Annotated in this window: 14 protein-coding genes; 5 read left to right on the forward strand and 9 right to left on the reverse strand. The window is 68.9% G+C overall.

The genetic code is table 11. The features are described from left to right. Window positions 1-13 precede the first annotated feature (13 nt). The 5 genes from P0M04_RS29510 (at window position 14) to P0M04_RS29530 (ending at window position 3,472) form a co-directional block, all read left to right on the forward strand. Window positions 14-559, forward strand: coding sequence for a carboxymuconolactone decarboxylase family protein (locus P0M04_RS29510; RefSeq protein ID WP_259450109.1), 546 nt, complete (start codon window positions 14-16; stop codon window positions 557-559). Continuing rightward, window positions 556-1,257: a glutamine amidotransferase gene (locus P0M04_RS29515; RefSeq protein WP_259450110.1), complete on the forward strand. Its 702-nt coding sequence runs from the start codon at window positions 556-558 to the stop codon at window positions 1,255-1,257. The genes P0M04_RS29510 and P0M04_RS29515 overlap by 4 nt, the downstream gene beginning before the upstream one ends. Further along, window positions 1,254-1,484, forward strand: a complete 231-nt coding sequence (locus P0M04_RS29520; protein WP_259450111.1) for a hypothetical protein — start codon at window positions 1,254-1,256, stop codon at window positions 1,482-1,484. Before P0M04_RS29515 ends, P0M04_RS29520 begins: the two co-directional genes overlap by 4 nt. A 168-nt stretch (window positions 1,485-1,652) precedes the next feature. Beyond that, window positions 1,653-2,243, forward strand: coding sequence for a VOC family protein (locus tag P0M04_RS29525; RefSeq protein WP_259450112.1), 591 nt, complete (start codon window positions 1,653-1,655; stop codon window positions 2,241-2,243). Continuing rightward, a complete protein-coding gene (locus P0M04_RS29530; RefSeq protein WP_259450113.1) occupies window positions 2,216-3,472 on the forward strand; it encodes a HupE/UreJ family protein in 1,257 nt (418 codons plus the stop codon). The genes P0M04_RS29525 and P0M04_RS29530 overlap by 28 nt, the downstream gene beginning before the upstream one ends. 3 nt (window positions 3,473-3,475) lie before the next feature. Here P0M04_RS29530 and P0M04_RS29535 read toward each other — a convergent pair whose 3' ends face one another. From P0M04_RS29535 to P0M04_RS29575, 9 genes are all read right to left on the reverse strand, one after another. Beyond that, window positions 3,476-5,425: a sigma-54-dependent Fis family transcriptional regulator gene (locus P0M04_RS29535; RefSeq protein ID WP_259450114.1), complete on the reverse strand. Its 1,950-nt coding sequence runs from the start codon at window positions 5,423-5,425 to the stop codon at window positions 3,476-3,478. Window positions 5,426-5,508: 83 nt separating this feature from the next. Next, the gene (lipA, locus tag P0M04_RS29540) at window positions 5,509-6,522 is read right to left on the reverse strand and encodes a lipoyl synthase (RefSeq protein WP_259450115.1); all 1,014 of its coding nucleotides are present in this window, start codon (window positions 6,520-6,522) and stop codon (window positions 5,509-5,511) included. A gap of 8 nt (window positions 6,523-6,530) precedes the next feature. Next, window positions 6,531-8,108 carry a GMC family oxidoreductase gene (locus P0M04_RS29545; RefSeq protein ID WP_259450116.1) on the reverse strand — a complete coding sequence of 526 codons (1,578 nt, stop codon included), beginning with the start codon at window positions 8,106-8,108 and terminating at the stop codon, window positions 6,531-6,533. 37 nt (window positions 8,109-8,145) lie between these two features. Beyond that, window positions 8,146-8,721 (reverse strand): gluconate 2-dehydrogenase subunit 3 family protein, encoded by a 576-nt coding sequence (locus P0M04_RS29550; protein ID WP_259450117.1) that lies wholly within the window; start codon window positions 8,719-8,721, stop codon window positions 8,146-8,148. 13 nt (window positions 8,722-8,734) lie between these two features. Further along, window positions 8,735-9,508 (reverse strand): lipoate--protein ligase family protein, encoded by a 774-nt coding sequence (locus P0M04_RS29555; protein ID WP_259450118.1) that lies wholly within the window; start codon window positions 9,506-9,508, stop codon window positions 8,735-8,737. Further along, window positions 9,508-10,185 carry a dihydrolipoamide acetyltransferase family protein gene (locus tag P0M04_RS29560; protein ID WP_259450119.1) on the reverse strand — a complete coding sequence of 226 codons (678 nt, stop codon included), beginning with the start codon at window positions 10,183-10,185 and terminating at the stop codon, window positions 9,508-9,510. The genes P0M04_RS29555 and P0M04_RS29560 overlap by 1 nt, the downstream gene beginning before the upstream one ends. Before the next feature lie 3 nt (window positions 10,186-10,188). Next, window positions 10,189-10,434: an acyl-CoA carboxylase biotin carboxyl carrier protein subunit gene (locus P0M04_RS29565; protein WP_259450120.1), complete on the reverse strand. Its 246-nt coding sequence runs from the start codon at window positions 10,432-10,434 to the stop codon at window positions 10,189-10,191. Then, window positions 10,431-11,498, reverse strand: coding sequence for an alpha-ketoacid dehydrogenase subunit beta (locus P0M04_RS29570; protein WP_259450121.1), 1,068 nt, complete (start codon window positions 11,496-11,498; stop codon window positions 10,431-10,433). The genes P0M04_RS29565 and P0M04_RS29570 overlap by 4 nt, the downstream gene beginning before the upstream one ends. Window positions 11,499-11,514: 16 nt before the next feature. After that, entirely contained in the window at window positions 11,515-12,525 is a 1,011-nt protein-coding gene (locus P0M04_RS29575; protein WP_259450122.1) for a thiamine pyrophosphate-dependent dehydrogenase E1 component subunit alpha, read from the reverse strand. Window positions 12,526-12,743: the final 218 nt, after the last annotated feature.

The following is a 12,743-nucleotide window of genomic DNA, read 5'->3' on the forward strand; positions in this document are numbered from 1 at the left end:
GAAAGGAACCATCATGACCGCACGCCTCGCCCTCCAGACCCGCGACACCGCCACCCCGGCATCGCGCAACCTGCTCGACCAGATCCACGGCGCGTTCGGCGCCACGCCGAACATGTTCCGTGCCGTCGCCAATTCGCCGGCCGCGCTGGCCAGCATGTGGGGCGCGTTCGGCGCCCTCGGCGGCGGCACGCTCGGTGCGAAGCTCGGCGAGCAGATCGCCGTCGCCGTCGCCGACATCAACGATTGCGAATACTGCCTGGCCGCGCACACGGTCCTGGGCCGCAAGGCCGGCGCGACGGCCGACGAGATGACCGCGGCGCAGGCCGGACACTCCCCCGATCCGAAGACGGCCGCTGCACTGGCCTTCGCCGTCCGCGTCGTGCGCCAGCGCGCCAAGATCGATGCGGCCGACGTCGATGCGCTGCGCCACGCCGGCTTCGACGACGGGCAGATCATGGAGATCATGGCGCACGTGGCCCTGAACCTCTTCACCAACTACGTGAACGTCGCCTTCACCGTGCCGGTCGACTTCCCGCACGTCCGCCTGCGCGCCAAATGATGAAGTGCCTCGCCCTTTATCACGTGCGCTTCGAGGATCTCGGGACGTTTGCCGATCCCCTCGAACGCGCCGGCTACGCGATCGAATACCGCCATGCGGGAGCGGCGCCGCTGTCGGCGGACGAATGGCGCGACGCGGACCTCGTCGTCGTGCTGGGCGGCCCGATCGGCGCCGGCGATGCGGCGGCGTATCCGTGGCTGGACGCGGAGATCGACGGCCTGGCACAGCGGCTTGCGCTGCGCCGGCCGACGCTCGGCATCTGCCTCGGTGCGCAACTGATGGCCGTCGCCCTCGGCGGCCGCATCGAGCGCCGGCATGCGATGGAGATCGGCTGGTCGCGCCTGGACGTCGCCCCTGGCGCGGGCCCGCTGGACGCCCTGCGCGGCATCCCGGTGCTGCACTGGCATGGCGATAACATCGTGCCGCCGGACGGCGTAGCGAGCCTCGCGGCGACCGACGGCACGCCCTGCCAGGCCTTCGCGGTGGACAGCCACGCGCTGGCGCTGCAATGCCACGTGGAGTTTGCCGCCGCGCTCGAGGAATGGCTGACCGGGCATGCGGTGGAACTGGCCCATGCCGGCATCGACCTGCACGCCCTGCGCGCCGCGACCGCCCGCCACGGCCGCGATCTCGCCCTCGCGGGCAACGAACTGCTGCGCCGCTGGCTGGCCGGCATCCACATCAAGGAGACCTCATGACCCCGACCCTCTACCACGACGGCTGCAACGTGTGCCTCGACATCGCGCGCGTCCTGCGGACGGCCATGCCGGGCCTCGCCATCGTCGACCTCGGCCTCGCCCCCGACGCCGCGTTCGACGCGATGGCGCTCGGCGTGCATGACCTGCCCTGCCTCGTCGTCGATGGCCGCGTGCTGCCCGTCGCGCCGCACTCCGTCATCGGCGACGTGGCGGCGGCGCACGGCTGACGCGCGCTGCGACAGATGTTGCGGGCGCGCGCGACAGATGTGCCGTCCGCGCGGCCCCGGGCCGGCCGACGCAGGGGCATGCGGCCCTTGCGCCGGCCTGGCTTGCAATTTGCTCTCCGATAGATGCCGCCGCAGCGACGGCGGACCACCACATCATCAGGAGACAGCATGAACTTCAAGCACACACTCGCCGCCGCATCCCTCGCACTGGCCCTGCCCTTCAGCGCCCACGCCGGCATGCCCGGCATGGAAGGCGCCCACCACGTGGGGCTCACGGTACCGAACATGGACGACGCGGTCCGCTTCTTCGTCGACGTCATCGGCTGCGAGGAATCCATCAAGCTCGGTGCGTTCAAGTTCGCCGACGACTGGATGAACGTGCACCTGAACGTCAATCCGCGCGCCGAGATCAAGCGCTTCCAGATGGTCCGCTGCGGCCACGGCACGAACCTGGAGATCTTCGAGTACTCGGCCCCTGGCCAGGGCAAGACGCCGCCCCGCAACAGCGACGTCGGCGGCCATCACCTCGCGTTCTACGTCGACGACATGGACAAGGCGGTCGCCTACCTGAAATCGAAAGGCGTGCGCACACTGGGCGCGCCCAGCACGTTCACGGAAGGTCCGGCGGCCGGCCTGACGTGGATGTACTTCCTCGCGCCATGGGGCCTGCAGCTGGAAATCGTCAGCACGCCCAAGGGCATGGCCTACGAAAAGACGGCCAGGCGCGCCCTGTGGGATCCGCGCGCCCCGGCAAAATGAAGCCGGCGACGATGGCGGTGCTGGCCGCGAAATGCGTCGCGATCTGCGCCGCGGTCCTCGTCGCGATGTGCCTGCCCGCCAGCGCGTGGGCGCACTTCGACGGCCGGGTCAACGTGCGGGTCGTGCATTTCACCTACGACGCCGCCGGCATGACCGCGTACTACCGCGTGTCGCTTGCACCATTAGGCCAGGCACCGTACGTCGTCTCGCGCAAGGAAAGCGGCCAGTGGTTCCATTACGTGGACACGGCCGCTGTCGATCCGCTCGCGGCGGCCCGGGTGCTCGCCGCCGCGCACACGGTGTCCGTCGCTGGCCGGGCGGTGGCGCCGCGGGTGCTGGCGGCCGCCGTCCACGTGAAGGGCAGCGTGCCGCCGTTCGCCACGCCCGCGCAGGCGCGTGCGGCGGCCGGGGCGCCCACGCCGCTGCCGGCGCAGATGCCGGATATCGGCGACGTCGTGCTGGACACCGCCATCGCCTATCCCGGCGTGCGCCCGGCGGCGTTCCGCTTCGCCGGCACGCTCGCGCCGGGAACGCTCAGCGATGCGCCGCTGAACACGATCCTGCTGTCGCACCGCGCCGGCACGACCGACCAGTACCGCATGGACGGCGCGGCCATCGACGTCAATCCGCCGCCGTGGCTGTCGGCCTGGCAGTTCATCCGCGCGGGAGCCGCCCACATCCTGGAAGGCTTCGACCATCTGCTGCTGGTGGTCTGCCTCGTCGCGGCGGACCTGCGGGCGCGTGCGATCGCCCTGCGCATCACGGCGTTCAGCGTGGGGCATGCGTGCTCGATCGCGGCCAGCTTCTACGGCCTGCTGCCCGACCGCCCCTGGCTGATCCCCGGCGTGGAACTGCTCATCGCGCTGTCCGTGCTCGGCACCGCGCTGCTGATGATGGGAAGGCGGCAGCACGGCGGCGCGCCGGCGCTGACCTTCGTCGTGGGCCTCGTGCACGGCTGCGGCCTCGCCGTCGGGCTGCGCGAACTGTTGTCGGACACGGGGCCGAACGTCGCCGCATCGCTCGTGTCGTTCAACGTGGGCGTGGAAGCGGGCCAGTTGCTGGTCGGCGCAGCCGTGTGGCTGCTGCTGGCGGGTGCGCGGCGCGCGGTGCCCGGCCAGGACGGGCGGGTGCGCCGCTGCGTCGCGCTGGGCGTCGCGATGGTGTCGCTGGTGTGGGTGGCGGAAAGGATGGCGCCCGTCTGGGATGCGCTCCAGACGGGCCTGGCGTGACGGTCAGCGCTGGTTCGGCGGCACGATGCCGTACTTCTTCATGTAGCGGTAGACCGTGGCGCGGGCGAGGTTGAGCTCTTCCGACACCTTGGTCACGCTCCACTTGTGGCGCACGAGCGCGTCGAGCAGCGGCGCCGCCTCGCAATCCTCGCCGCCGGACGTAATGGCCGGGACCACGGGCGCGGCCGGCATGCCGGAAAACTGCTCGGTCAATTCCTGCGGCAGGTCGGCCGCCGTTATGGTGTGCCCGTCCGACACCGCCAGCGCGAAGCGCAGCACGTTGCGCAGCTGGCGGATGTTGCCCGGCCACGCGAAGCACAGCATCGCGTGCATGGCGTCCAGGGACAGGTGCGCCTCCATGCCGAGCAGTTCGCCCTCCTCGGCCAGGACCTTTTCGATGAGGTAGCGCTTGTCGGCGCGGTCGCGCAGCGCCGGCAGATGGAGCGTCGCACCGCACAGGCGGTAATACAGGTCTTCGCGGAAGCTGCCGGCGCTGATCAGGTTGCGCAGGTCGCGGTGCGATGCGGCGATCACGGTCAGGTCCACGGGAACGGGTTTATCGGCACCCAGCGGCAGGACCTCCTTTTCCGACAGCACGCGCAGCAACCGGGTCTGCAGGTGCAGGGGCATGTCGCCGATCTCGTCGAGGAACAGGGTGCCGCCGTCGGATTGCAGGATCAGGCCCTTCATGCCTTTCGCGCGGCCGCCCGTGAACGCGCCCGCCGTGTAGCCGAACAACTCGCTTTCGATCAGCGACTCGGGAATCGCGCCGCAGTTCACGGCGACGAACGGCTTGTGGGCGCGTACGCTCGACCGGTGCAGCGCCTTGGCGATGACTTCCTTGCCGGTGCCTGTCTCGCCGTGGATCAGGATGTTCAGCTTGCGATTCAGCAGGCGCTTGGCCTGGTCCAGCAGGCGCCGCATCGTGTTGTCGTCGCCGGCCAGGCAATCCAGTTCCGGATGGTGCGCGGGCGCGACGCTGTCCGCCACCTCGACGACGGTGTTGCGCGCCGCGGGACGCTGGCGCGGCGCTTTCACGCTCGCATAGAACATCTGGTTCGAGCCGCGCGTGACGAGCGAGCGCTCGCCCATCGTGCCGGCGCGCGCGAGGCGCAGCAAATCGTCCGGCGCAAGGTCGAACAGCGCCGTCAACGGCTGGCCGACGATGTCGCCCGGCGCGCGGCCGAACAGGCGGCGCGCGCCCGTATTGGCGCCGACCACGATGCCGTCGTCGTCGCAGGCCAGCATGATCTCGCCGCTCACCTCGACGAGCGCCCACGCGGTGCCGAGGCGCAGGATCCAGCGGTCCTGGAAATGGCGCAGGAAGTTCGCATCCTCTATCATTTCCGCATACATCATCGTCAGGTGCAGCGCGAGATGCTGGCTTTCCTTGTACGTGGGCGACGTCAGCGCGGACATGTCGAGCACCGCGAGGAATTTGCCTTCCGGGTCGAACAGGGGCGCGGCGGAACACGTCAGCGGGATGTGGGTCGGATCGAAGTGGTCGTCCTGGTGGCACGTCAGCGCCGTCTGCTCGGCCACGCAGGTGCCCACGCCGCACGTGCCGGCCGACCGTTCGCTCCATTCCGCGCCCAGGTACAGGCCGGCCCTCTTGAGCTCCGGCGCGCGTACGTCGTTGCCGATGTAGTCGACGGTGACGCCCTGCGCATCCGTCAGCAGCAGCACGTAGCCGAGGCTCGATACGCGCTTGTACATCTGCTCCATGCCCACGCGGGCCACCTGCATGAATTCCTCGATCTGTTCCTGGTGCGCGCGCAGCGTCGCGGACGTCACGATGTGCGGCGCCTTCGGGCGCGCCGGATCGAGCCCGTAGTCGTTCACGCAACGGCGCCACGAGTTGTGGATCAACTCGTTGGCGCCATTTGCGGCGGTACCGTGCATGGCCACCGACATCACGTTGTCGATATGCCGGTTCTGTGCCTGATTCGTCATCGTCGTCTCCTGCAGCGCCGGCGACTCGTCGTTCGCCGGTCGTGTACTTACGGTTTATGGTACTCCATTTATGAGCTAAAAACTCATCCCATGTGTTCGGGCGCGGCGCGGAACGGCTGGATATCGTCCAGCGGATCGCTGGCGCCGAACAGCCAGCCGCGGTCCAGGTCTGCTTGCGCGTGCTGGACGTCCGCGTGGTAGCTCGACCGCACGAGCGGGCCGACGGCCGCATGCGCGAAACCCAGCGCCTCCGCCGCATCGCGCAGGCGTGCAAAGGCGTCCGGCGTCACGTAGCGGCGCACGGGCAGGTGCGCGCCGGACGGGGCCAGGTACTGGCCGATCGTGACCATGTCCACGCCGTGCGCGCGCAGGTCGTGCAGCACGTCCTCGACCTCGTCGTCGGTCTCGCCCAGGCCCACCATCAGGCCCGATTTGGTCTTGACCTCCGGGTGCCGCTCCTTGAAACGTTCCAGCAACGCCAGCGAATGCGCATAGTCGGCACCGGGGCGCACGGGGCCGTACAGGCGCGGCACCGTCTCGATGTTGTGGTTCAGCACATCGGGCGGCGCGGCGTCGAGCGCATCCAGCGCCGCATCGAGGCGGCCGCGGAAGTCCGGCACGAGCACCTCGATGCGGGTCGACGGCGTGGCGGCCCGCACGGCGCGGATGCAGGCGGCGAAATGGCCGGCGCCGCCGTCGCGCAGGTCGTCGCGGTCGACGGACGTGATCACCACGTAGCGCAGATTAAGGGCCGCTACCGTGCGCGCCAGCCGTTCCGGTTCCGCCGGGTCGAGCGGATCGGGCCGGCCATGGCCCACGTCGCAGAACGGGCAGCGGCGCGTGCACTTGTCGCCCATGATCATGAACGTGGCCGTACCCTTGCCGAAGCACTCGCCGATGTTCGGGCAGCTCGCTTCCTCGCACACGGTCGTCAGCGCGTTCTCGCGCAGGATAGCCTTGATCTCGAAGAACCGCGACGACGGCGCCGGCGCCCGCGTGCGGATCCAGTCCGGCTTCGGCAACCGCTCCGCCGGCACGATCTTGATGGGAATGCGGCTCGTCTTGGCCGCGCCCAGCTGTTTGGAGGTAGGCGTCATCGCCGCTCCTAGACCGCGCCGCGTGCCAGCTCGCCCGCGATGTGCTCGGCCTGCCGGATCGCGAGCGCGACGATGGTCAGCGTCGGATTCGCGGCGGAACTCGACGCGAACTGGCTGCCGTCCGAGATGTACAGGTTCTTGACGTCGTGCGTACGGCCCCATTTGTTGACGACACCGTCGCGCGCGTGTTCGCTCATGCGGTTCGTGCCGAGGTTGTGGCTGGCCGGGTATGCGGGCATGTCGACGACCCGCGTGGCCCCCACGGCTTCGGACAGCTTGCGGAACTGGACCAGGCCGTGCGCCGCGATCGCGTTGTCGTTCTTGTGGTACGTCTTGGACACGATCGGGATGGGCAGGCCGTACTGGTCCTTCTCGGTCGGGTGCAGGGTGATGCCGTTCTGTTCGCGCGCCATGTCTTCGCCGCAGACCCAGATCGCGGTCATGTGGTCGTACATTTCCAGCGCCGACGTGACATCCCGGCCCCAGCCGCCGGGCTTCATGAAGGCCGCCGTGTACGGCAGGCCGAGGGAGAGGCCTTCCAGGTAATAGCCGCCATTGAAGCCGCGCTGCGTGTTCAGGGCCACCTCGTCGGCGACGACGGCGCCGATGTCGAAGCCGCGGTTCATGTACACGGGCTTCTTGTGGATCGCCACGGCGGCCGCCGTCGCGTGGTTCATGTAGTTGCGGCCCACCTGGCCGGACGAATTCGCGAGGCCGTTCGGGAACATCGACGAGGCGGAGTTCAGCAGCAGGCGCGGCGACTCGATGGAGTTGCCGGCGACGGCCACGAGACGCGCCTTCTGCAGCACGTGGCGGCCCTGGTTGTCCGCGTACAGCACCCCGTTCACCTTGCCCGACTTGTCGTGCTGGATCTGCAGCACCATGCTTTCGGGGCGCAGTTCGACGCGGCCCGTGTCCAGCGCCTTCGGCACTTCCGTGTACAGGGTCGACCACTTCGCACCGATCTTGCAGCCCTGCATGCAGAAGCCGATCTGCTGGCAGCCGGGACGCCCGTCGTACGGCTGCGAATTCGATGCGACGGGGCGGATGATCTTGTTGTAGCCGATCTTGCGCGCGCCGGCCGCCACGACCTTGGTCTGGTTCGATTCCGGCATCGGCGGCAGGCCGCTCGCGCGGGTGCCGGCCACGCCCATCTTCTTTTCCGCCAGTTCGTAGTACGGCTCCAGCTCCGCCAGGGTGATGGGCCAGTCGAGGATGTTGGCGCCATCGACCTTGCCGTAGATGGTGCGCGTCCTGAAGTCGTGCTCCTGGAAGCGCAGCGCGACGCCGGACCAGTGCACGGTCGATCCGCCCACCGCCTTGACGATCCATGCCGGCAGGTTCGGGTAGGTCTTGGTGTGGTGCCAGCCGCCGGCCGATATCCGCTTGTCGAGCCACGAGATCTTGTTGAACATGGCCCACTCGTCGTTCTCGAAATCCGCCTGCGTGAAATGCTTCCCCGCCTCGAGGATCACGATCTTGTCGACGCCCCGCTGGGCCAGTTCGTTGGCCAAGGTCGCGCCACCCGCGCCCGAGCCGATGATGACGATTGCGTCCTCGTCGCCCAGTTCGATGTTCTTGCTCATTGCTGTCTCCTGTCTTTTTTATGAGTGCGGCGGGCGCTTACAGCCAGTCGATGTCGTTGAAACCGCGGTTGATGTAGCCGCCCTGTTCCCACGACGACCCTTCGTAGCCGAGCAGCGGCCACACGGCCTTGTTGTCGTACAGGCTCGTTACCATCTCGCCGCGTACCTTCTGGAAGAACGGCGACGGTTCGATGGCCTTCAGCAGGCTGACGCGCTCCGGCTCGCGCTTGACGGCCGCGTAGGGCTTGCCGAAGCGCTTCTGCGCGGCCTTGTCCAGGGCGCGCACGCCGTCGCGGAACAGGGCCGCCTGCTTCGCATCCTTCGCGGCCGCGCGCTCGAACGGCTGGATCGCCTCGACGTAGTAGCGGTCGGCGAGCCTATCGTGCGGGAACACGTCGCGCGCCATGCGCAACAGGGTCTGCGCCGTGGCCGCGCCCAGCGTCGGAAAGTCCTGCGCGAGGTGAGTGTCGCCCGAGGCGGCCAGCGCCGCAGGACCTGCGGCCGCCGCGCCGATGGCCATGGCGCCGCCGCGCAGGAAACCGCGGCGGGTGACGGTGACGACCTTCGGCAGCACGCGCATGCCGGTGCAGGTGTTCGATGGTTGATCTTTCATGGTGATTCCTCTTTCAATAGGACACAGTGGAAAAGCGCTCCGGCACGGGAGCGGGCGGACGCGCAGGCAGCGCATCGGACGCGGCGCCCAGCACGTCGGTCAGCATGTGGTGCAGGCGCTCGGCCAGCACCTCCGCCAGCACGGGCGCGCCGAGCTGCTGGGCGAACGACGTCGTGCAATCGTCGAGCAGCGCCGCATCGCAGGCGTCTTGCCCGAGGGCGCCGCACAGCAGCGACCAGTCGGGCGGCGCGATCAGCGTCCCCGACGTCATCAATACGCCGGTGCGGCGCCGCAGCTGGGCCAGGCCGACGATCTTGCGGCTGCCGACGACGACTTCCCACGGCGACAGGCCGCCGTAGCAGGCCCACTTCAGGCGCGCGTCGCCCGGCCGCAGCCGCACTTCCTCGGGCGGGATCGCATACGCGGGAATGCCGGCGTCGCGCAGCAGGCCCGCGTGCAGCGCGCCCAGCCAGCGGTAACTGGACAGCGTGCTGCGCCCGAGCAGCGGATGGTCGGGCGGCAGCACGACGGACGCGCTGACCATCCAGGGCCCCGTCAGCACGGCGCCGCCGCCCGAGCCGCGCTGCACGACGGACCCGGCCAGCGCATGGCCGGCCGCGAGCCGCTCGCGCAGCGCCGTCTGCGAGCAGCCCAGCACGACGCCGGGCACCCGGTAGGTCCACAGGCGCACGCGCGGCTCGGTGACGGGTTCGCGCAGCTGGGCCGCGTTCCACGCCTGTTCCTCGTACGAGGTCACGGTGTCGATGAAGACCATCCGGGCATCCATTACAGCTCCTTTGCGGCTTCCAGCCGCCGTTTCAGGTCCGTCAGGAACAGCGCGGCCGGGAAGCCGTCGACGGCACGGTGGTCGAACACGAGGTGCAGGCCCATCATCGGCGCGATCGCGACCTCGTTCCCCCGCGCCACCGGCCGGGCCGCGACGCGCGTGACGCCGAGGATGGCCACCTGCGGGCTGTTGATGATCGGCGTGAAGCTGTCGATGTCGGTATTGCCCAGGTTCGTCACGGTGAACGTGCCGCGCTGGTAGCTGCCGGCCGACAGGGTGCCGGCGCGCGCCCCTTCCGCCAGCGTGCGCGCCTCGCGCCCCAGCTCGGCCGCGCTCTTGCGGTCGGCGTTGCGCAAGACCGGCACCATCAGGCCGTCCTCCAGGCTCACGGCGAGCCCCAGGTTGACGTCGTCCAGCAGCTCGATGTCCTTCTCGCGCATGCGGGCGTTCAGGCGCGGATGCTCGCGCAGGCACAGCGCGACGGCGCGCAGCACGTACGCCGTCAGGCTCACCCGTTCGTCGTCGGGCGCGGCCGCGCGCAGGGCCTGCAGCGCGGTCACGTCCACCTCGACCGACTGCGCCACGCGCGGCACGCGCCAGCCCTGCTCCATGTTGCGTGCGATGGCCCCGCGCATCCCGGTCAGCGGCACCGTCGCGGGTACGGTCACGGCATCCATGGCCTACCCCTCGATCCGCGCCAGCACGGTGTGGCGGCCGAACGTGTCGCCCGCGGCGACCTCGATGGCGGCCAGGCGGCCCGCGGCCGGCGCCGTCACCTCGTGCGTCGTCTTGACCAGTTCCGCGACGACGAGGGTCTGGCCCGCCGTCACCTGCTGGCCCACCTCGACCTGCCAGTCCTGCAGCAGGGCCTCGGTCCCCTCTTCCACATCGTCCCAGACGGCGCCGTCCAGTTTCACGTCGATCATGCTTGTGCTCCTTGTTGAAGTTGATGAATGGGTTCTGCGCGCACCAGGGCACGCACGGCGTCGGCGATGGCGTCGACCTGCGGGATGACGGCCTGTTCGAGCGGACGGCTGAACGGGATCGGCACGTCCGGCACCGCCAGGCGCTTCACGGGCGCGCGCAATTGAATGGTGTCGAGGTGTTCGGCGACGAGCGCGGCGATTTCGCCGGACAGGCCGAAGCTCAGGTAGTCCTCGTCCGCGATCAGCACGCGGCCCGTTTTCGCGACCGACGCCAGCACGCCGGCACGGTCGAGCGGGACGATGGTGCGCAGGTCCAGCACCTCGACGGAGATACCTTCCTGCGCCAGCTGTTCGGCCGCGATGGCGGCCTTCTGCACCATCTGGCTCAGGGTGACGATGGTGACGTCGCGGCCTTCGCGCACGATGCGCGATTCGCCGAACGGGATCGCATAGGCTTCCTCTGGGACGGCGTTCGTGCTGCCCTCGAAGTAGGACATCCACGACAGGCCCATGATCCCCTTGTGGTAGCAGAACACGACCGGGTTGTCGTCGCGGATCGCCTGCACCATGAGGCCTTTGGCGTCGTAGGCGTTGGACGGCACGACGACCTTCAGGCCCGGCATGTGGGCGAAGCTCGCGTACAGGCATTGCGAGTGCTGGGCCGCGTCGTTGTAGCCGCCGCCGATGCCCGTCGTGATCACCACGGGCAGTTTCAACGCGCCGCCGGACATGTACGAATTCTTCGCCATGTGGTTGTAGATCTGGTCGAAGCAGACGCCGAAGAAGTCGACGAACATCAGTTCCGCGATGGGACGCAGCCCTTCCGCTGCGGCACCGACGGCCGCGCCCATGAACGCGGTTTCCGAGATCGGCGTCTCCATGATGCGCTCGGGGCCGAAGCGGTCGAGCAGGCCCGTGGTGGCGGAAAAGATGCCGCCGTACTTGCCGATGTCCTCGCCCATCACGAACACGGACGAATCGCGTTCCATCTCCTGGCCGATGGCTTCGGCGATGGCTTGCGCCATGGTGAGCGTGCGTACGCCGCTCTTGGTGTTGTTTTGCATGCTGTGTCTCCTTCTCTCAATCGGCGAATACGTGTTTCAGGGCGTCCTGCGGATCCGGATACGGGCTGTTGCGGCCGAACGCGAATGCCGCTTCCACGCGGGCGGACGCTTTCAAACGCAGGTCGCGGTCCTGCGCGTCGTCGATCAGCCCTTCCGCACGCAGGCGCGCGCCCAACCGCACGATCGGGTCGTCCTGGCGCAGCGCGGCGCTCTCGCCTTTCGGACGGTAGGTTTCGGGGTCGCCCTGGAAGTGGCCGAAATAGCGGTCCGTCTTGACTTCGATGAGGGTCGGCCCTTCCCCGCGGCGCGCGCGGGCGATGGCGGCGCCGGCCGCCGCGTACACCTCGACGGCATCGTTGCGCTCGACCAGCACGCCGGGCATGCCGTAGGCGGCGCCGCGCACGGCGTTCGATGCGACGGACGTGGACACGGATTTCTCGACCGAGATGCCGTACTTGTTGTCTTCGCAGACGAAGACGACGGGCAGCTTCCAGACGGCGGCCAGGTTCAGCGCTTCGTGGAACGCCCCCTGGTTGGCGGCGCCTTCGCCGAAGAAGGCGATCGCGACCCAGTCCTTGCCGAGTTTGCGCGCGGCGAGCGCGGCGCCGCAGGCCTGCGGGGCGCTGGCGCCCACGATGCCGCTGCAGGAAAACTTGGTCGGCACGTGGAACAGGTGCATGTGGCCGCCCTTGCCGCGGCCCAGGCCCGTGTCCTTGCCAAACATCTCGGCCGTCATCGCATCGAGCGGCACGCCCTTGGCGATGGCGAAGTGGTGCGAGCGGTGCGCGCCGACGACGCTGTCGTCATTGCCCAGGTGCGCGCACACGCCGACGGCGACCGGTTCCTGGCCGGCCGCGAGGTGCATCTCGCCCGGCACGGGGCCGGCGCCGATGTCGAACGCGAGGCCCTTCTGGATCTTCGGGGGCAGCTTGCCCTCGAGGTAAACCTTCGCCATCGTTTCTTCGTACTCGCGGATCTCGATCATCTTCTCGTACATCCAGAGCAGGTGTTCCCGTGTCGGCTGCATGTTGCTGTCTCCTTGTCTGTGGGTTGGTGCATGCACCTACCCCTTCAGCAAATTCGATGCCATGCCTGTTTCCCCCGTCGCGGCGGGCAAAACGGGCCGTTTCGGGCCCGTGGACGCGTCATCTGTCGCAGGCACGGCCTACCCGGCTGCGACATCTGTTTCAGCGCGCGCGGCTCTGCCAGAGAGAAGCGGCCGGTGGCACCGTTTTTGCAGAAGCC

Source organism: Telluria mixta (genome assembly GCF_029223865.1).
In the GTDB taxonomy this organism is placed as follows: Bacteria; Pseudomonadota; Gammaproteobacteria; order Burkholderiales; family Burkholderiaceae_D; genus Telluria; species Telluria mixta.

What these genes read in the sequence shown, in the direction of transcription:
- lipA (WP_259450115.1), bottom strand. Translation starts at nt 6,522, where the DNA reads ATGACGCCTACCTCCAAACAGCTGGGCGCGGCCAAGACGAGCCGCATT.
- P0M04_RS29525 (WP_259450112.1), top strand. Translation starts at nt 1,653, where the DNA reads ATGAACTTCAAGCACACACTCGCCGCCGCATCCCTCGCACTGGCCCTG.
- P0M04_RS29545 (WP_259450116.1), bottom strand. Translation starts at nt 8,108, where the DNA reads ATGAGCAAGAACATCGAACTGGGCGACGAGGACGCAATCGTCATCATC.
- P0M04_RS29520 (WP_259450111.1), top strand. Translation starts at nt 1,254, where the DNA reads ATGACCCCGACCCTCTACCACGACGGCTGCAACGTGTGCCTCGACATC.
- P0M04_RS29550 (WP_259450117.1), bottom strand. Translation starts at nt 8,721, where the DNA reads ATGAAAGATCAACCATCGAACACCTGCACCGGCATGCGCGTGCTGCCG.
- P0M04_RS29560 (WP_259450119.1), bottom strand. Translation starts at nt 10,185, where the DNA reads ATGGATGCCGTGACCGTACCCGCGACGGTGCCGCTGACCGGGATGCGC.
- P0M04_RS29575 (WP_259450122.1), bottom strand. Translation starts at nt 12,525, where the DNA reads ATGCAGCCGACACGGGAACACCTGCTCTGGATGTACGAGAAGATGATC.
- P0M04_RS29570 (WP_259450121.1), bottom strand. Translation starts at nt 11,498, where the DNA reads ATGCAAAACAACACCAAGAGCGGCGTACGCACGCTCACCATGGCGCAA.
- P0M04_RS29565 (WP_259450120.1), bottom strand. Translation starts at nt 10,434, where the DNA reads ATGATCGACGTGAAACTGGACGGCGCCGTCTGGGACGATGTGGAAGAG.
- P0M04_RS29555 (WP_259450118.1), bottom strand. Translation starts at nt 9,508, where the DNA reads ATGGATGCCCGGATGGTCTTCATCGACACCGTGACCTCGTACGAGGAA.
- P0M04_RS29515 (WP_259450110.1), top strand. Translation starts at nt 556, where the DNA reads ATGATGAAGTGCCTCGCCCTTTATCACGTGCGCTTCGAGGATCTCGGG.
- P0M04_RS29535 (WP_259450114.1), bottom strand. Translation starts at nt 5,425, where the DNA reads ATGACGAATCAGGCACAGAACCGGCATATCGACAACGTGATGTCGGTG.
- P0M04_RS29510 (WP_259450109.1), top strand. Translation starts at nt 14, where the DNA reads ATGACCGCACGCCTCGCCCTCCAGACCCGCGACACCGCCACCCCGGCA.